Genomic DNA, 19,476 nt, shown 5'->3' with positions numbered 1-19,476 from the left:
CCAGTTTTGGGAGTTTGATATGCCTATCTACTACTGCAATATTTCCGTTCGTTTGTTTTGTTGTATAAGACTGAACAGGATTCTTTTTAGATTTGAAACGCGGGTACTTATTTTGTTTCTTGTAGTAGCGGTGATAGGAATCAGCTAAATTTTCAACTGATTTTTGCAAGGCAATACTATCGACCTCTTTTAGAAATCTATAGTGCTTCTTTAATTCGGGGAGAGATTTGACCGTGTTGTATTTATTTAAACACTTCCCTTTCCAGTTGTTCGCTGGTAGGTGACCATTTTGAACCATATCTTGGCTGATATACCAATAAGCATCTTTTTCTTTTTGTTTCCCGAAAAAGAAGTTAAAAACGAACCTGGAACAACCAATGGTTTTATTGATAAGTTCAGTCTGTTTTTTATTGGGATAGATGCGAAATTTATAGGCATTGTTTGCTATCATGGTTTCACCCCTCAGTAGGTTGATTATACCATTTTTGTGAGGAAGATACAAACATTCGTTCCTGTATTTTAGAAGGGTTTGGTGTGTACAAAAACCGTACCAAATTACTTACATTAAGCACTCAAAAAGTCGGTCAATTGAGATGGCAAATGTCCATCCCTTGTCCGAAGCCGATTCATCTCATGACTGAAGTCACGAGTGTTCTCGGCCAACTCATAAAAAGGCACATCCTTTAAAAAAGGGTGCGCCTTATTTTCTCAGACCTAGAATTTTTTTATTCTATTGTTTGACAAAATACAGCTAGCGTTCCTTCTCCAGCATGGACTGCTAATGATGAACTAATTTCTCCAATCACAATATCAACGTTAGGGACAGACTTCTTAATAACCTGTTCTAATTGTGATGCTTTTTCTTCGACATTTCCATGCATTATTTCAATTTTCTTTAAACCATTTTCTTGATTTGTTTGTTTCAATAATTCTATTATCTTGCTAATCGCTTTCTTTTCTGAACGGATTCGCTCAAGCATGCCAAGCTCTCCTTCAGCATTTATTGAAAGAATTGGTTTGATTTGAAGCACATTACCAAGTAGAAATTGAACGCCTGACATTCTTCCACCTTTATACAACTGTTCTAAATGCCCAACCAAAATAAAGTTCTTAGATTTAGTAATTTCATCTCTTAGCTGATCAGCAATCACTTTTACATTAACATCTTCAGATAGATTTACTAATTCAAGTCCTTTATTTATTAATGCCGTAATTGCATAAGAAATCGATAAAGAATCAATAACTTCTACATTAAAGTCAGCTTGATCCTTACCAGACATAGAACTTGCATACGTTCCACTCAGTTTACTTGAAACATGAATAGCAATAGCCTGGTCATAATCTTGCTTTAGATCTTCGTACAACTTTTGAAACTTACCAACTGATGGTTGAGAGGTTTTAGGTACTTCTTTATTATTACGAATCATTTCATATAACTGATCGGAAGACAAATCAATTCCATCTTCATACTCTTTATCTTCTGAAATCACAACAATCGGAACTACATATACATCAGGATGTGCGCGTAATTCTTGCGGTAAATATGCTGTACTATCTGTTACAAACGCAATCTTTTTTTTCAAGTTATCTCTCCATTCCAGTACAAATCATCTTTTAATTAGATTATACTAAAAAACAACAATAATACCAAGTTTTAATATCAGGTGCTAATTTTTTAGCATTTGAGATACATGAATTACGCTATTTCATAATAAGTGATTCAATATCACTCTGAATTATCGATAACTTGTTCAAAAAGGCACTAAAGCCCAAATTGAAAAGTTTAACGTAGATGAAAAATTGCCAACCAACTCACGAAAAGCTATAGAAAATAGTTGGTTAGAAGAATTGAATCTATAAAACATGAAGGACGAGGGGAAAATACAGTTTTCATCAAAAAATTGATTGATGTAATGAAATCTTATACAATATTAATTAGTAATATTTACTAATTAATATTAAAGGAATTGATTAAATGAATGAATTTATGATAACAATAATGGGTAAGCGATTTTTTGAAGATACAGCACCAAGCATAGCGCAATCACTTAAAGATATTGCATATCAATTAAAACATACTAATAATTTAAAGGAACAAGATATTTTAAAACAAGTTATTGATAATTCACAAAACAATGAACCTGCCACTAAAAGATTATTTAAAAAATACATAAGGGGGAAATGACATTGAAAAATAAAATTACAGTAAGGAGTTCTGTAATAAAAAAAAGAATAATTATTGCAAGTATTGTAATTGCTTTGACTGTGGTGGTGGGCATAACCGCTTCAAATTATGTTCTTAACACTTTTGAAAACAATCGGCAAGCAAGGAAGGAGAGAGAAGCTCTTCCTCTCATTGCAGAGCGTGAACGATCTGACGCTGTTTTTTCTTCTACTGACGCTGAAGATCTTATAGAAGAAAGTTTCTTTAGAAAACTATCAGCAGAAAAAGGTATCGAACCCAGAGAACTATTTCCTGAAGCAATGAGTGAAAAACAAGTTAATTTAGCAATTCACCACATGAGTCACCAAAAAGTAAAAGCGCACGAAAAAAGAGGCGTTTCTCAACTCACGAAAGAAAAAGTCGAAGTTCTATACAACATTGTTTCTAATGGTGATTATGACCATAAAAACCTTTATTTAGACATTTTGAAAAGATGGTCTGAAGGTAATTTTGAATATGCTCATAGAGATCACAATGCTGTTTGGAATCTTTTAGGTGGTGATGTAGGCGTAGCAACAGGCACTGCTTCTCCCGAAGAAGAAGAACTATATATTAAAAAGAATTTTTGAGTGTCGATTATTCGGCGCTCTTTTTATTATATTTTTTTACACTTCTATTTTTCACACTACAAATACCTTCAAGAGAGCAAAACAAACAAATTTTTGGAGGGTTTAAAGAGTAACAATTGACAAACTTACAAAGAATTGGTATTAAATTAAAAAGATTTACGCTAAACATTAACCAAACACCGCTAGCGCACATGCTAGTGGTTTTCTTTATTATGACACTTACTTAAAATCGCTTTTAGACACTTTAAACGAGTTAATTTAGTTGAAGGTGATACTTTCATACTGTCGCCATACGTAAATGGTATCTACTGTTATTTGCTCTAAATACTTAATGCCAGTTACTTCAATGAAATGATAAAAATGTCTGTCATAATCAGCTAATGTTCTGTCACGATAGCCATTCAATGTCATTTGTCGTTTAATCAATGTTAAAGCTTTTTCTGCGGTCATTCCTTTTGGTTTAGCTGCTAGTTGTTCTTTGGTTGTAAGCAATTCATTGGATTTAATTTAAACGTCAAAAGTCCCTTTTCTTTTGGTCAAAACAAAAACTTCCAAATTAGTAATTTGGAAGTTGATTTGTTCAACGATTTTTTAGGGTGTTTTCTTCTAGGTTCGAATACCTTTAGAAATACCTAATATCGTCAAACCTTTGTACTATTGAGTTTGCTAAAGTTGTTTTAAAACGTCCCAGGAGAGATTCGAACTCCCGACCCACGCCTTAGAAGGGCGTTGCTCTATCCAGCTGAGCTACTGAGACATAATGGAGCGGGTGAAGGGAATTGAACCCTCGACATCAGCTTGGAAGGCTGAGGTTTTACCACTAAACTACACCCGCATTTTTAAATTGTTCTATTCCTTTATTTTGTACCCGCAAATATAAAATCTGAAATTGTGGTTACACTGTCCCTGCATCTTCTAGGTTACTCAAGATGATTTATGCTTCGGGACATCTCGGAGTATATTCGGTGATGTTTCGCTCGTCACTAAACTACACCCGCATTTTTAAATTGTGTTCTGTTAAAACTTTTCAACTTTTGCTAAAAATATTATTACTTTTGTAACAGACAAGATTTATTATATTAACTTATGTAACTTTTGTCAATAACTTTTCAGAATAAATTTAAGCAGGAAATTTTTTTAGTTCTGAATTTCCTGCTTACACAATTTACTCTAGAGTTGTCTGAAATGCTAAATCCTTAACAGCATGTCCATCAACATCATAAAAATCAACCGTAATTTGATTGTTTGATTCCCACGAAAGGATAGCATATGTTTTTTCTTTACGTACCCTTGGTAAGCGAATACTGCCAGGATTAATAATTACTTGATTTTTCACTTTTTGTGCTACTGCAATATGGGAATGCCCATGACAGATAATAGTTGCACCTAATTCTTCCGCTCGATAAGAAACAGGCATTAATGAGGTTTTCACCTGATGTAGGTGCCCATGAGTAACAAAAAACTTCAAATCACCAACAGAAAAATCCAATTCATCTGGATACCGTGAATCAAAATCACAATTACCTGAAACTTTCATAAAATCATTCATAGGTCCTTCGTCGAAGTCCAATTCAGAATCGCCACAATGAATCATGATCTCTACTTCATCTTTATGCCGCGCTTTAATCATCTCAAGCTCTTCAGTTAAGCCATGGCTATCACTAGTGACTAATACTTTTGGCATTCTACCCCTCGCTTTCTACTGATTCTTTACCCAATCTTCTATTTTTTTTAACGCATTTCCCCGATGACTAATTAGATTTTTTTGATCAGATGTTAACTGTGCCATCGTTAAATTGCTATTTTCTGGTTTGAATATAGGATCATATCCAAATCCATTGTCACCTATTGGTCCCTCAGTTATCGTACCTTCACAAGTTCCTCTTCTAATAATAGGATCTTGATTCGGTCTTGAAACAGCCAGCACACAAACAAAACGAGCAGAACGCTGATCTTCCGGTACACCGCGAAGTTCCTCTAACACTTTATGTAAATTCTTTTGATCGTTTTTTTCTTCGCCCGCATAGCGAGCAGAATATACACCAGGACGACCCTCTAGTGCATCAATCTCCAGCCCAGAATCATCCGCTAGAACTGGCATATTTAGTTTATTAGCAATTGTCTCTGCTTTTAATAATGCATTCTCTTCAAAAGTAGTCCCTGTTTCTTCAACTTCCTCAACAGGTTCTGTCAAATCTAATAAGGAGGTAACTTTAATATCGTATTTTTTAAACAATGATTGAAAGTCTTTTACTTTTCCCTTATTTTGTGTTGCAATCATAATTTCCTTCATCTTTTATCCCTCAACTTTTTCCTCAAGATGACTCGCCCACTGTTGTAATGCATCCTTCTGCATGCCAAAAATTTCTTTTACACCTTTATCTGCTAATTGTAGCATATTTTGTAATTGTGTCGGGTTAAATGTTGCTTCTTCACCAGTTCCTTGAATCTCAACAAACTCTCCACTACCTGTCATTACAATATTCATGTCTACATGAGCTTTTGAATCTTCTTGATATTCTAAATCTAGGATCTCATTGCCATCAGGCATTACCCCAACAGATATGGCAGCTAAGTAATCAGTAATCGGCATTTCTTTTATAACACCTTTGTCCAATAAAGTGCCACATGCATGGACAACTGCAACAAATGCACCTGTGATAGAAGCAGTTCGTGTTCCTCCATCCGCTTGTATCACATCACAGTCAACCCAAATCGTGCGTTCACCAATTTTGTCTAAATCAACAACTGCACGTAAGGCTCTACCAATTAGACGCTGTATTTCCATGGTTCTACCTGATACTTTTCCTTTTGAAGATTCACGAATATTTCTAGTATCCGTAGCTCGAGGTAACATAGCATATTCTGCTGTAATCCATCCTTTTCCTTTGTTGCGCATAAATGGTGGTACGCGTTCTTCTATACTTGCATTACATATCACTTTTGTATCTCCAACTGTAATTAACACAGATCCTTCTGGATGTTTTGTATAGCCTGTCTCAATCGTTATTTTTCTTAGTTGATCGACTTCTCGTTCATTTGGTCTCATATCTTGTTTCCTCCTTTAATTCTTTCTAATCGTAACATATTTTCACCTAAATCGATAACTTCATACAAGAAAAAAAGAGCTGAATATCCAGCTCCTTTTAGACCACTTTATAAACTTCCCGTAGGTACAAATGCTTCTCTTGAGACGGGTTCACTATAGGGAACGCCATGTTCATTAAAAACCTGCTCTATCTCTTCAACTTTTACAGAAACAGAGTTAATATCCATTTGATTTGTTAACGTAAGTACAAGCGTTTCCATCACTTCATCTGAAATGGCACTTGTAGACTCATTACTTAATATTTCTTTATTAAAGGTTACATGTAATACACCATCTTCTACTGTTGGTTCTTCAATTAATGATGCACCATTATTGAAAACATGAAGTAGATCAAGGTCATAAGATGGACCTTCAAGTAATGCTTGTACTACTGATTGGTAAAGATTATCATTTACCATTTCAACATGTTGTGTAACTGGTACATAATAAAACTGCTCACCTTGTTGTGTTGGATAGTAAAGCGTAACAGCTTCACTATCCATTAAGTCAACACCATCAGTATAATGAATGTTAATCCCATTAGCACGGGAGTATCCTTCTGATAGCGGTGTACCATTTACAGGCATCTCTGTTTGTTCATAGCCATTAATCCAAAGTGTAACCCTGTCAACATTCTCAAATTGTGTCAATGTGTATGTCATAGCCTGAATAATTTGTTGCTCTTCTTCTGCTTGGTATTCTGTAAATTCATTCGAAACATCAACTATTAACGTTCCATCCGGCTGTAGTGTCAGACCTAAAATCTCAGTATTCGCTGGTAATACTGCTTCAAAACCATTTGGTAGAATATTAGTTACTGGGCCATCTTTAATTAGATATTCTAATACTTGTGCTGCAACTTCATTTGATTCGGGCTTTGGTAATTCTACTGTTTGTGGAACAACCATCCCTTCTTCATTTATTAAATATAATTCTCTAGGAACAGTCTCGACTTCTACAGTCGTAACCTCTGCATCACTTGCTTCATCTACTACATCTGAATCAGCATTAGCTTCTTCATCACTTGTTTGACTCGTTGCTGGAACATCTATTTCTTCCAATGTTTGTTCGCCTTGAAAAAAACCACAACCAGTTGTGAAAAATAATACAAACAAAATCGGTAATCCAATTCGTATTGTCAGTCTACTCATTTGCTTCCTCATGTTTTTCCCTCCTACGATGGTTTGTATTATTATGTATACGAGCAGTTTCACAAAATAGACCAAGCAATAAAATGAAAGTTTAATTAGTTTTTAATTTTTTTAAAAATGCTTTATTCTATAAGATTGTTTATATGACACAATTCAAATAAACTATGTATTAAAAATTTAAATCGTATAGTCAGCAATTAGTAACTTAAGTTGCCGCTCCTCAAATGAAATTGACTCCCTTTCCGCAGGCACGGCTTCAGCTAACTAGGAAGCAAATGTTTTCGGTGGGCCGAGTAACCGCAGGCCCAAAGAACGCTTCCTAGTGGATCTTCAGCTCGTGGGACTGCGATTACTCGTCCCATCAAAAACACTCGCTGTTCCTGCAGGAGTGTCGTCAATTTCATTTGATCCGCTAGATAGTTGTAGAAGAGCTTATTGAGCGTTAATACCTCAAATTATAATTAGATACTCTAACTAGCGAAGGAGGCAAATGGATGACACTCCTGAGGCCCTACAAGGGTCATGCAGGCGTTGTCCGACAAGGACGGTTTTAGCCTGTGGTCCTTCCCTTACAAGTCGAAGATCCACTCGGAGGTGTTTTTTACCTCCGAGTTAGCTGAGACTGAGCCCACGGAAAGGGAATCCATTTACTGACGTAGCGGGTTAGTAACTCACATTACTAGTTATTGCACTTTTTATCTCAAGTCCGAATTTTTTCAAACAACAATGTTTACGAAAAGAACCTAAAGAAAACATAAAAAAACAAGTGCTATTTCACACTTGTTTTAATCTATTACTATATTTGCATTCTCAATAATATTAATCGGTATATTTAGCCAATTATTGGCGATTTGTTGAAAAACTTCCCAAGAGCCGGTTGTATAAAATTCATGCATCGGAATGCGTTCCCCTTCATATAAGGTTTGATGGTAACCCATTATTGCGCTAACCTCTCGCGCTGTTTCCTCACCTGATGAAATGATATGAACAGCATCACCGACAACGGCTTGTATTGTATCCTTTAGCAGCGGATAATGTGTACAACCTAGTATCAAGGTATCTATTTGCTGTTTTTCTTTAATAGAATGCAATGAGTCTTCTATTACGCTATAAGCATCTGGCCCATTTAAAACCCCTCGCTCGACCATTGGTACAAAAAGCGGGCAAGCCAAATCATGTACTTCTATCTCAGAGTTAATACTGTGAAGTGCCTCTGGATATGCTTTACTTGCAATCGTTCCCTCTGTACCAATTACACCAATCTGCATTTTTTGTGTCATTTTTATTGCAGCACGAGCACCTGGTTGAATGACTCCAATCACAGGAATAGCTAATTTTTCTTGCAGAAGTTCTAAAGTGAAAGCAGTCGCCGTATTACACGCGACAACAAGTAACTTTATATCTTTCTTCAACAAAAAATCAACCATTTCCATGGTGAATTGAATTACTTCTTCTTTAGGCCTTGGACCATATGGACACCTTAATGTATCCCCTAAATAAATTAACTTCTCCTTTGGTAATTGACGCATAAGCTCACTAGCTACTGTCAGACCACCAACACCTGAGTCAATGACTCCAATCGGTTGATCCACTTCTAATCCCCTCTTTATCTCAAATGTTTACACATTGCTATTTTTTTCTTTATCCATTCTCATTTGATCATGAAGCAACTTCAAAATGTCATGCAATACTTCCACACGATCTATTGGAACATCATCTAACACAGCTTCCAAATAAGCTTGTCTCTTTTCGATCACTTCATGAATAATGTTTTTACCCTTATCTAATAAATGTATTCGAACAACTCGACGATCTTTTGTATCCCTTTTTCGCTCAACTAAAAGATTTTTTTCCATTCGATCAATTAGATCAGTGGTTGTACTAAATGCTAAATTTATTTTATTAGATACTTCACCAATTGTTAAGTCCCCATCTTCTAATAACCACTGCAAAGCAATAAACTGTGGTGTTGTAATTGAATAATTCTTTAAAATTTCGCGACCTTTTTGTTTGATAATCCCCGAAATATAACGTAGTTCTCTCTCAACTTCGGCAATAGTAGTTGGATTTTTTACTTCTTCCACGGGGGCGAACCCTCCTTTAAGTACGGTTATTCTTACTGTATCATACCATTTTTCTAAGGAAGATGGTTAATTATCTTAGAGATGTTATCGAAATGAAACAATCGTTCCACCCTTTCCTGCATACGTACCCATAGTAGCCCCCATATAATTAACGATGATATCTTTTGGTTTATATCTAGCCTTAATTTCATTCTTTAAAAACTCAACATCCTTCATGTTTCCAGTATGTGTAATACCAAAAACTGTGTCTGAGAAATCCTGTTTCCGTTCTCCAATAATTTCTAATGTTCTTTTAAAGAATCTTCTACTACCTCTAACTTTTTCTAATACTTCAACTTCTCCATTTACCCCTTCTAAAATAACCTTGATATTTAAGACCTTAGCTACAGATCCTTGAAATTTACTCAGTCGGCCACCTTTGACCACATTTTCAAGAGTATCTAACAAAATTAATATATTCATATTTTCTTTTAAATCTTGTAATTCTCCAACTATTTCTCTAACTGAATATCCTCGCTCAGCAAGTTCAGCTGCTTTTATTACTTGCAAACCATGTCCTAATGAGCCAGCTAATGTATCAAAAATTGTAACATTTACATTTGCTTGTTGTTTACCTAAATTTGCTGATTGATACGTTCCACTTAGGCCAGATGAAATGGTGAGACAAAGTAATTCCTCACCATTTTTCGATAAATCCATAAATACATTTGAAAAATTCAAAGGTGTAGGTTGAGACGTTTTAGGTAAGATTTCAGTTTCTGACATTTTTTGATAAAAAGATTCAGGTGTTAAGTCAACTCCTTCAAAATAATCTTGATCATCTACGTTTATTGATAATGGAACTACAGATATTGCATACTTTTCTAATAAATCATTAGGGATATCTGCTGAACTATCGGTTATAATACGGACCACTAACTTCCCCCTCCTCTGCATTCTTAATGATACTGGATTATATACTTACACTTTAATTATACTTAAACAATTAGCAACGGTCTTTTAACCATATGCAAAAACTTTTATTTTATCTTCTTAATAAAAACTACTTTAAGGTAATTTCCCTCTTTATACTGTTTAATAGTCTTAAAATCATCTGGAAGACTAAATGTATCAATAATCTTGTATTGCCCATTTGTATTTTTAAAAGCTTTTTCGATAAAGCCTTTAAACTTATCCATACCAAACCCACTAGAATTAGTAGAAGCAACAATAATACCCTTATCAGCCGTGATAGCAATTGTCTCTTCAAGTAATTTTACATAATCTTTCGCTGCACTAAATGTATGTTTTTTAGATCTAGCAAAGCTTGGTGGATCTAAGATAACCATGTCAAAGCTAAGATTTTTCTTAATAGCGTACTTAAAATAATTGAATACATCCATTACTCTTATCACATGATCGTTTTCGTCAATTCCGTTGGCCTGAAATTGTTCAACAGTTTTCGGTAAACTACGATTTGCAAGATCAACACTTGTTGTTTCCTTTGCACCACCAAGAGCCGCATACACAGAAAAAGCCCCAGTATATGAGAATGTATTTAACACCGTTTTCCCTTTTGCATACTTGTCTCTTATTGTTTTCCTAACCTGTCTTTGATCAAGAAATATACCTGTCATTGGTCCTTCATTTAAATACACAGCAAAATTTACGCCATTTTCCTTAATAATAATCGGGAATTGTCCTCTTTCACCCGACACAAAGTCATCATCTTCCACATACTTGCCGCCAACATCAAATCTCTTTTTCTCATATATAGCTTTAAAATCAACTAAGTTGGTTAGTGATTGAATGATCAAATCTTTAAAACAATAGATACCATGACTGTACCAGTTTATAACATAGTAGCCATCATAATATTCTATTGTTAAACCTCCTATACCATCACCTTCACCATTGAAAACTCTAAATGCGGTGGTATCTTTATCCTTATAGAAAGCATGACGCTGATCAAATGCGGCACGTAACTTATTAACAAAAAACTGTTGATCTATTGACTCAGTTTCTTTTTGTGTTAATATCCAGCCAAATCCCTTATTTTGTCTACCATAGTAACCTTTACCTAAAAAATTATTTTTTTCATCAACTAAAGAAACAATTGTTCCTTCATCCTTTAATACATCTAAATTTAAAATTGCCTCTTTATTTATTTGGGGAAATCCCGCCTTATATTTGGAAACAAACTTATCTTTAACCTTTAATTGAACTTCATTTGACATTTCTTTCATCCTAACTTTTCGATATATGTACTTAGTTTACTTTACCATCAGCATTCCATCAAATCCACCTTTCAAAGTATTAAAATAAGAAAGAAAAACAAAAAAGTTAAGAACTGAACTTTATCCCACAAAAAACCGACTTCCCTTAAGAAAGTCGGCCTTTATTAGAGCTTCAACTCACCCATACGTAGAAGCTCTACAACTGCTTGCGAACGCCCCTTTACACCAAGCTTTTGCATTGCATTTGAAATGTGGTTCCTTACTGTTTTTTGAGAAATAAACAGTTCCTGGGCTATATCTTTTGTTGTTTTGTCCTGTACTAAAAGCTCAAATACCTCTTTTTCTCGTTTAGTTAATAGTTGCTTCGGCTTGTAGTCACTATCTATCAAGTGTTAACCCCTCCTTGCTGTCTTTAGAGCTACGTATTGAAGGGTATTTATTTAGTCAAGGTATTCTATGTTACAAAAATCTTTTCTGTGCCTGCTCGCATACTATTTCAATCAAAATATACCTTTGTCCTACAACCAAAAAATTGACTAAATGATGGTTGCAATCCCTACTATTTCAAGCGATAATAATGATTAGATTAATTTTATCGTTGTTGTTATGGAAGGGGATAATCTTTATGCATCAAAACTTAAACCAGACAGATCAAGTAGTTGAAAAATTACAAACAACTGGTTCTGGTTATGATTTACTTCGTTACGTTTGCTTACCAGATCTACTTGGAAAAGATGCTAATACAATTCTTTATGTAATGGGGAGAAATATTGCAAAACAAATAAAATGGGAAACATTTGATCAAGTTGCTGACTTTTTCTATAAAACAGGTTGGGGATCACTAACTAGTGTTAAAGAAAAAAGGCGTGAATACATTTTTCAATTATCAGGTTCATCAGTTACACAACGTATGAAAGCAGATATTATTGAAGACTATCGTCTCGAATCTGGTTTCTTAGCTGAAGCAATCCAACAAATTAAAGGCATTCAATGTGAATGTACTGAAGAAATCAAAGAACGTAAAAATTTTGTGGAATTTCATGTCTTATACAATAAGTAAAATTGTTAACAGCAAAAAAGACCAAGCTAAATTAGGTGGTTACCCTCAAAAGTTAGATTTTATACTCTTACTTTTGGGGGCCGATACCTTAGCTCTGGTCTTTTTCTTTGCTTAGATGTTCCAAAATAATATGTGCAGTTGGTTCAGGTATTCCTAAACGCTTTAATTCTTCTATAGACGCGCTTTTGATTTCTGTAATCGATTTAAAGTGCGTTAATAATAGTTTGCGTCTCTTCTCACCAACACCGGGAATGGAATCTAATTCTGACTTAAAAGCACTTTTTCCACGCAGCTGGCGGTGAAAACTAATTGCAAAACGGTGAACCTCGTCCTGAATTCGTTGGATTAAATAAAATTCTTGTGACTGACGATCGAGTTCAACGACTTCAGGTGGATTACCATATAAAAGCTCACTTGTTTTATGTTTTTCATCCTTTGCTAAACCGCATAATGGAATATCTAAACCTAATTCATTTTCTAGTACATCAAAGGCTGCATTCATTTGCCCTTTTCCACCATCAATAACAATCAAGTCAGGGAGAGGCAAATTATCCTTTAACACCCGTGTATAGCGCCGACGAACTACCTCACGCATCGTCTCATAATCATCTGGTCCTTTTACATCTCGAACTTTATATTTGCGATACTCTTTTTTTAGTGGTCGTCCATCACTAAAAACAACCATCGCTGATACTGGATCAGTGCCTTGAATATTTGAGTTATCAAAAGCTTCAATTCGATGTGGGATTTCTATGTTAAGTCTTTCTCCTAAATCTTCTACAGCTTTAATGGTGCGTTCTTCATCTCGTTCAATTAATGAGAATTTTTCTTCTAAAGCAATTTCAGCATTTTTTCCAGCTAAATCAACCAGTTCTTTTTTCCGGCCTCGATAAGGTATTGTTACATCTACTTCTAATAATTCTTTTAAAAGTTGATAATCCGTTGGCGCAGGTACAAGAATTTGTTTTGGTTTTAAATGATTTTGATGTAAATAAAAGCGTCCAACAAAACTCATAAATGTCTCTTCTGCTTCATCAAAAAATGGGAATATCGAGACGTCACGTTCAATTAATTTACCTTGCCGAACAAAGAATACTTGTACACACATCCAACCTTTATCATAAGCATAGTGGAAGACGTCCCGGTTAACTTCATCGTTTAACGTCATCTTCTGTTGTTCCATTACCGCTTCAATATGTTGTATTTGATCGCGCAGTTCTTTCGCACGTTCAAAATTCAACGCATCACTTGCTTGTTGCATTTTGTCCTTAAGGCTACGTTTGATTGCTTGATGCCCTCCATTTAAAAAAGAAACAATATCTTGAACAATTTTTTTATATGTTTCTTCAGATGGTGGGTTATCAGAACACGCAAGACATTGATCCATATGGTAATACAAACAATGTCTTCCTGGTGGATTATTACATTTACGTAATGGATAAATACGATCTAATAATTTTTTGGTCTCTCTTGCTGCAAGAACATTAGGATATGGACCAAAGTACTTCCCTTTATCCTTATAAACTTTCCTGGTTATCAACAACCTGGGGTGTCGCTCATTGGTGATCTTTAAGTAAGGATAACTTTTATCATCTTTTAGTAGCACATTATATTTAGGATCATATTTTTTAATTAAATTCATTTCTAAGATCAGTGCTTCAATTTCTGATGATGTCACAATATATTCAAAGTCAACAATTTCTTGGACTAATCGTTGTGTTTTTTGATCGTTTGCCCCCGTAAAATAGGAACGAACACGATTTTTTAATAACTTAGACTTTCCAACGTAAATAATCGTACCATGTTTATCTTTCATTAAGTAACAACCTGGTTGTGCAGGCAATACACTTAATTTTTCTTTTATTTTATCAGACATATTAAGACACTCCACAATCATTTTATAAGTCTATTATAGTGCGTGTATAAGAAGTCGGCAAATTAGAGGAAAGCACCTACCTAAACATCTCCTAATAACAAAGAAGAATCCCTTGTTACGAATAAGTAACAAGGGATTCTAAATGGTAATACTTAATTATTCATACTTTTAATTATGCATGTTTGTTAATTAGTTCTACTAATGCCTCTTTTGGTTGGAACCCAACTACTTGTTCAACTACTTCTCCATCTTTAAAAAGAAGTAATGTTGGGATACTCATTACACCAAATTTACCTGCTGTTTCTTGATTGTCATCTACATCTAATTTAACGATTTTTACTTTGTCGCTCATTTCGCCATCAAGTTCTTCTAGGACTGGTGCAATCATCTTACACGGGCCACACCAAGGTGCCCAAAAGTCTGCCAATACTAGACCTTGAGATGTTTCGTCTGTAAATGTTTTGTCATCTGCTTTTACAATTGCCATATATATAGCCTCCTATTTACGTTCTGAATCTTAATTCTTATTCAGTATATCATTCTAATTTGCTATGTTACCAATAGTTTGCTCACAACTTACTTTACCCTGAAAAAAAGTGTTCATACAAAGCTAATTATCCTATACTTGCACCAATAATATACGATAATCCCACCGAAATAACCATCGAAATAAAACCAACTGCTCGATTATCATTACCAATTTCTTCATCAATTTTATATGTCGGTGTTAAAAATTCAAAAACAAAATAACCAATTAATAATAAAAAGAAACTGAATGTACCCCAACCGACACTTTCAATAATCGTGTCATTGTGTTGAATGGAAAATCGAAACACATTTGCTATTCCAAAGATTTTGCCGCCCGTTGCCATTGCGACAGACAAGTTTCCTTTTTTTATTTCTTCCCAGTTCTTATATGATGTAACAATTTCAAAAATGGCAAGAAATAAGATCATACATAATATAACCACACTGTAGCGTGCTGCAGCTTCAACGTAAACATTTTCCCAAAAAGACATCATTTTATACACCCCAACCTATTATTACTTAGCATTTTATCATAGACCTAGGTATTTCGATAGAGCTGACTCTACTTGAAAAAATTTTTACTAGCGAAACTCTAAGACAGTTACACCACTTCCACCTTCATTCATGGAACCTGAACGCTGATTACTGATGTGTCGATGCTTTTTAGCAAATTCCTGGACACCTTTACGTAAAGCACCAGTACCTTTACCATGTATAATTGAAACAGTTGGATAACCTGCTAATAGGGCATCATCCACGTATTTCTCTAGAGCATGCATTGCATCTTCATATCGTTCTCCTCGTAAATCAAGCTCAGTCTTGACATGGTAATTTGAACCTTTTACAGTTGCCATTGGTTTTTCTAATATAGGCTCTTCACGTTTAATAAATTGTAAATCTTTTCGTTTTGCTTTTATTTTCATAATCCCAACTTGAACTTGGTATTCATTTTTGCTTGATTGTTCTACTATTGTTCCATTTTTATTTAATGTTGCAACAAATACCTCATCACCTGGCTCCAATTTTTCCGTAGTATTTGTTTGCTTTGTTTCTGTTGTGGCTTTCTTACTAGCTAAGTTTGGCTGTGCTTCATCAAATAACTTACGTGCTTCTATCCATTCGTGCTCTTTTAGTGATGCACCATGCTTCATTTCGCGAATAGTTGCAACGATTTCCTCAGCTTCTTCACGTGCATTTTGTAAAGCCTTTTCCGCTTTTTCTTCCGCTTTTTGATAAAGCGCTTCTCGCTTCTGATCGAATAACTGCCATTGCTTCTCTAAGTCATCTTTTAGCTGCTCTGATTCAGCTAGTATCTTTTCAGCCTCTTCATAATCATGCTCCGCATTACGTCTAGCAGTTTCAAGTGATGCAATCATATTCTCCACACTCGTCGAATCCGTACCAATTTGACTTTTCGCTGACTCAATCACTTCTTCACTCAAGCCTAATCGTCTTGAAATCTCAAAAGCGTTACTTCTACCTGGAACACCAATTAACAAGCGATAAGTTGGTCGCAATGTTTCTACATCAAATTCAACAGATGCGTTAATCACACCATCACGATTATACCCATAAGCTTTTAACTCTGGATAATGTGTCGTTGCAATAATCCTGGCATTTTTTTGAACGACGTTATCTAAAATAGCCATCGCCAGAGCAGCGCCTTCTTGCGGGTCTGTACCTGCTCCTAATTCATCAAACAAGATAAGCGTTTTGGGAGTGATATGTTCTAGTATATCTACAATATTTGTCATATGAGAAGAAAAGGTACTTAAGCTTTGTTCGATTGATTGTTCATCCCCAATATCTGCAAATACATCATCAAAAACAGCTAATTCACATCCATCTAAGGCAGGAATCTGTAATCCAGATTGAGCCATTAATGTACATAATCCAACCATTTTTAATGTAACAGTTTTACCACCTGTATTTGGTCCTGTTATCACAATTGCATGATAATCCGTTCCTAACTCAACGTCATTAGCTACAACCTCGTCATCACTTAAAAGTGGGTGGCGAGCCTGCTTCATCTTAATGATACCTTGCTCGTTCATTTTTGGCATTGCCGCACGCATTGATTGACCTAATTTTGCACGTGAAAAAATAAAATCTAATTTAGCTAAGACATTTACATTTTGTCGTAAGTATTCTTCATCTGCTGCAATTCGCATCGTTAACTCACGTAAAATCCGCTCAATTTCTGTTTTCTCTTGAACTCTTGCTTCTTGTAATTGATTATTCAATTCGACGACTGCTTGTGGTTCCATAAACAAAGTTTGACCTGATGATGATTGATCATGAACGATTCCGCCTATTGCCCCGCGATACTCTTGTTTAACAGGTAAGACATAACGATCATTTCGAATTGTTACAATTGCATCAGAGAGCATCTTACTTTTTGATTTCGTATACCCTTCTAAACGATCACGGACACGACTTTCATTTGTTCTGATTTTCGTGCGAAGTGAACGTAATTTTTCTGATGCTCCGTCCATCACATGACCATGATCGTCAACGCAGTTTTTAATTTCACGCTCCAAGTTATTTAGTGGCTCAATTTGTTCCACAAATGAATCAATTATTAGTAATTTTGGCTCTTCAATTGACTCAATAAATCGTCGGAGTTGTTTCCCACCGTATATTGTACCAGCTATATCTAAACATTCTTGTGGATTTAATATACCACCAATTTCCGCCCGTTTGATGCTTGGCCTAATATCAACAATGCCACCCAGCGGAACATCACCGTGTAAACGAATAATACTGACCGCTTCATCTGTCTCCTCCTGTAGACGTGTTACTTCAGCTAAATCGGTTGATGGTTTTAACTGATTTGCACGCTCTTTTCCTAAAGAAGAAGCCGCATGGTCTTTTAGCATATGAATAATTTTGTCAAATTCTAAGACATGAAAAATTCGGTTATTCATGATTTGTGACTCCTTTTAACGTTTACTTTGAAATAATGCAATTAATTCATCCTTTGTCCATGTATTAATAACTGAATCAGGTCGTACCCAACCTCTTCTAGCTACACGCACGCCTTCTTCCATAAATGATAATGACTTATAGTTATGAGCATCCGTGTTAATTGCAATCTTTACACCAGCTGCTTGTACTTTTTCAATCCAATTTGCTGACAGGTCAAACCGATTTGGATTTGCATTTAATTCTAAAACAGTATTGGTTGCTTTTGCCTTTTCAATTAACTTTTCTACATTTGCTTTATAACCCTCCCTGCGTCCAATGATACGTCCAGTTGGATGGGCAATAATTGACACATATGGATTTTCAAGTGCAGTAGTTAATCGTTCCATGATTTTCTCTTCACTTTGGTTAAAGCTCGAATGGATTGCTCCAATTGCATAATCCATTTCTTTTAAAAAGTCATTATCAAAATCTAGTGATCCATCTGGTAAAATATCCATTTCGACCCCAGCGAAAATATGAATTTCTGGATATACAGTTCTTAACCGTTCAATCTCTTCTCTTTGCTTACGTAAGCGCGTTTCGTTTAATCCATTCGCTACTTTTAAAAACTTAGAATGATCTGTAATCGCAATATAATCGTAACCACGTTCGATCGCTTTCTTCACCATTTCTTCTACTGACTGTGCACCATCACTCCAAGTAGTATGCATGTGCAAATCACCACGAATATCCTCAGAAGAAATTAAATCTTTTTTTTGTTCAAACGCTTCTAATTCTCCATGATTTTCACGAAGTTCAGGTGTAATATAATTAAGCCCAAAATGTTTGAAGAAGGCTTCTTCCGTCGCAAATGTATGCATTTCACCAGTCTCGGTATTTTCTACACCATATTCACTTATCTTCTCGCCTTGTTGCTTTGCTCGTTGACGCATGGCAACATTATGGTCTTTTGATCCAGTGAAATGGTGAAGTGTTGTAGCAAATGCTTCAGGTGCAACAATTCGAAAATCAACAGAAACGTCATAGCCTCTTTCAAGCGTAACGGAGACCTTTGTCTCACCTGAGGCGATTACATCTTTAATTGTATCTATTTGTAATAGCGCATCACGCACTTTTAAAGGATCCTTGCTACCAATAATAAAGTCTAAATCTTTAACAGTTTCTCGCATACGACGAATACTTCCTGCTTGAGAAAAGCGGTCTACCGAATCAATTTTGGACAGATATGCTTCTATTTCATCGACAATCGGGAGCATAAATGCAATCGGAAGACGTTCTGGTCGGGTATTACTATCAGCAATCGCTTTTAAGATTTTTTCAGCTGTCTTTTGCCCAAAACCTTTTAAATTAGCAACAGCTCCAGATTCACATGCCTTCTTTAACGTATCCGCATCTGTTACACCTAGCTCTTGATAAAGCTTCGCTATTTTTTTACCGCCTAGTCCTGGTAGATCCAATAATGGTACAAGTCCTTCAGGTACTTCCTTTTGTAATGTCAAAAGTGTTTCTGATTGTTCTTTTTCTATATACTCATCGATTACTGCTGCTGTTCCTTTACCAATCCCATTTAAAGCCGTAAAGTCTTCGATCTCAGTTAATGAGCGGTCATCAACCTCTAGTGCTTGAGCAGCTTTTCGATATGCAGATATTTTAAATGAATTTTCACCTTTTAATTCAAGGTATACCGCAATTTCTTCTAATAATTTGATTACATCTTTTTTATCTATCGCCACTGGCATTGCCTCCATAAAA

Annotated in this window: 20 protein-coding genes and 2 tRNA genes; 3 read left to right on the top strand and 19 right to left on the bottom strand. The window is 35.3% G+C overall.

The features are described 5' to 3' along the window. Positions 1-451, bottom strand: a 451-nt coding sequence (locus D2K40_RS08230) for a helix-turn-helix domain-containing protein (RefSeq protein WP_162879172.1), incomplete at its 3' end; no start/stop codon positions are given. A 274-nt stretch (positions 452-725) separates the two neighbouring features. Continuing rightward, positions 726-1,583 carry a DegV family protein gene (locus D2K40_RS08225; protein ID WP_117154848.1) on the bottom strand — a complete coding sequence of 286 codons (858 nt, stop codon included), beginning with the start codon at positions 1,581-1,583 and terminating at the stop codon, positions 726-728. Positions 1,584-1,975: 392 nt separating this feature from the next. On the opposite strand from D2K40_RS08225, the gene D2K40_RS08220 reads away from it, so the two are divergent. Both D2K40_RS08220 and D2K40_RS08215 read left to right on the top strand, forming a co-directional pair. Then, entirely contained in the window at positions 1,976-2,185 is a 210-nt protein-coding gene (locus D2K40_RS08220) for a hypothetical protein (RefSeq protein ID WP_117154846.1), read from the top strand. A 2-nt stretch (positions 2,186-2,187) separates the two neighbouring features. After that, positions 2,188-2,793, top strand: coding sequence for a DUF6241 domain-containing protein (locus D2K40_RS08215; protein WP_117154844.1), 606 nt, complete (start codon positions 2,188-2,190; stop codon positions 2,791-2,793). 258 nt (positions 2,794-3,051) lie between these two features. Here D2K40_RS08215 and D2K40_RS08210 read toward each other — a convergent pair whose 3' ends face one another. The 12 genes from D2K40_RS08210 to D2K40_RS08155 form a co-directional block, all read right to left on the bottom strand. Continuing rightward, a complete protein-coding gene (locus tag D2K40_RS08210) occupies positions 3,052-3,285 on the bottom strand; it encodes a hypothetical protein (protein ID WP_117154842.1) in 234 nt (77 codons plus the stop codon). A gap of 191 nt (positions 3,286-3,476) precedes the next feature. After that, positions 3,477-3,550: transfer RNA gene (locus D2K40_RS08205), tRNA-Arg, on the bottom strand. Between the two features lie 4 nt (positions 3,551-3,554). Then, positions 3,555-3,628 (bottom strand) — tRNA-Gly (locus D2K40_RS08200). Between the two features lie 330 nt (positions 3,629-3,958). Continuing rightward, complete coding sequence (locus D2K40_RS08195; protein WP_117154840.1) at positions 3,959-4,477, bottom strand: metallophosphoesterase; 519 nt, start codon at positions 4,475-4,477, stop codon at positions 3,959-3,961. A gap of 15 nt (positions 4,478-4,492) precedes the next feature. Further along, positions 4,493-5,086 (bottom strand): XTP/dITP diphosphatase, encoded by a 594-nt coding sequence (locus D2K40_RS08190; protein ID WP_117154838.1) that lies wholly within the window; start codon positions 5,084-5,086, stop codon positions 4,493-4,495. 3 nt (positions 5,087-5,089) lie between these two features. Beyond that, on the bottom strand, positions 5,090-5,842 hold the full coding sequence (gene rph, locus D2K40_RS08185) for a ribonuclease PH (protein ID WP_117154836.1): 753 nt from the start codon (positions 5,840-5,842) through the stop codon (positions 5,090-5,092). A gap of 107 nt (positions 5,843-5,949) precedes the next feature. Further along, positions 5,950-7,044 carry a GerMN domain-containing protein gene (locus tag D2K40_RS08180; protein WP_117154834.1) on the bottom strand — a complete coding sequence of 365 codons (1,095 nt, stop codon included), beginning with the start codon at positions 7,042-7,044 and terminating at the stop codon, positions 5,950-5,952. Between the two features lie 773 nt (positions 7,045-7,817). Further along, the gene (racE, locus tag D2K40_RS08175; protein ID WP_117154832.1) at positions 7,818-8,624 is read right to left on the bottom strand and encodes a glutamate racemase; all 807 of its coding nucleotides are present in this window, start codon (positions 8,622-8,624) and stop codon (positions 7,818-7,820) included. 27 nt (positions 8,625-8,651) lie between these two features. Then, entirely contained in the window at positions 8,652-9,116 is a 465-nt protein-coding gene (locus D2K40_RS08170; protein ID WP_117154830.1) for a MarR family winged helix-turn-helix transcriptional regulator, read from the bottom strand. Positions 9,117-9,200: 84 nt separating this feature from the next. Then, positions 9,201-10,031 (bottom strand): DegV family protein, encoded by an 831-nt coding sequence (locus D2K40_RS08165; RefSeq protein ID WP_117154828.1) that lies wholly within the window; start codon positions 10,029-10,031, stop codon positions 9,201-9,203. A gap of 104 nt (positions 10,032-10,135) precedes the next feature. Further along, positions 10,136-11,332 (bottom strand): class I SAM-dependent rRNA methyltransferase, encoded by a 1,197-nt coding sequence (locus tag D2K40_RS08160; RefSeq protein WP_117154826.1) that lies wholly within the window; start codon positions 11,330-11,332, stop codon positions 10,136-10,138. A 164-nt stretch (positions 11,333-11,496) separates the two neighbouring features. After that, positions 11,497-11,721: a helix-turn-helix domain-containing protein gene (locus D2K40_RS08155; RefSeq protein WP_117154824.1), complete on the bottom strand. Its 225-nt coding sequence runs from the start codon at positions 11,719-11,721 to the stop codon at positions 11,497-11,499. Between the two features lie 236 nt (positions 11,722-11,957). Between D2K40_RS08155 and D2K40_RS08150 the strand changes: the two genes are divergently transcribed. Next, on the top strand, positions 11,958-12,392 hold the full coding sequence (locus D2K40_RS08150; RefSeq protein WP_117154822.1) for a YslB family protein: 435 nt from the start codon (positions 11,958-11,960) through the stop codon (positions 12,390-12,392). A gap of 88 nt (positions 12,393-12,480) precedes the next feature. Here D2K40_RS08150 and uvrC read toward each other — a convergent pair whose 3' ends face one another. The 5 genes from uvrC to polX all read right to left on the bottom strand — a co-directional run bounded on the left by uvrC (position 12,481) and on the right by polX (position 19,457). Continuing rightward, positions 12,481-14,268, bottom strand: a complete 1,788-nt coding sequence (uvrC, locus tag D2K40_RS08145) for an excinuclease ABC subunit UvrC (protein WP_117154820.1) — start codon at positions 14,266-14,268, stop codon at positions 12,481-12,483. Between the two features lie 172 nt (positions 14,269-14,440). Next, entirely contained in the window at positions 14,441-14,755 is a 315-nt protein-coding gene (gene trxA / locus D2K40_RS08140) for a thioredoxin (protein ID WP_117154818.1), read from the bottom strand. A 127-nt stretch (positions 14,756-14,882) separates the two neighbouring features. Continuing rightward, on the bottom strand, positions 14,883-15,290 hold the full coding sequence (locus D2K40_RS08135) for a DUF350 domain-containing protein (RefSeq protein WP_117154816.1): 408 nt from the start codon (positions 15,288-15,290) through the stop codon (positions 14,883-14,885). An 87-nt stretch (positions 15,291-15,377) separates the two neighbouring features. Further along, the gene (locus D2K40_RS08130; RefSeq protein ID WP_117154814.1) at positions 15,378-17,723 is read right to left on the bottom strand and encodes an endonuclease MutS2; all 2,346 of its coding nucleotides are present in this window, start codon (positions 17,721-17,723) and stop codon (positions 15,378-15,380) included. 15 nt (positions 17,724-17,738) lie between these two features. After that, positions 17,739-19,457 (bottom strand): DNA polymerase/3'-5' exonuclease PolX, encoded by a 1,719-nt coding sequence (gene polX / locus D2K40_RS08125; RefSeq protein ID WP_117154812.1) that lies wholly within the window; start codon positions 19,455-19,457, stop codon positions 17,739-17,741. Positions 19,458-19,476: the final 19 nt, after the last annotated feature.

The organism is Paraliobacillus quinghaiensis (assembly GCF_003426025.1).
Taxonomy (GTDB): Bacteria; Bacillota; Bacilli; order Bacillales; family Amphibacillaceae; genus Paraliobacillus_A; species Paraliobacillus_A quinghaiensis.
Note: the sequence above shows the minus strand (reverse complement) of the source record. Positions and strands in the feature narration are given on the sequence as shown.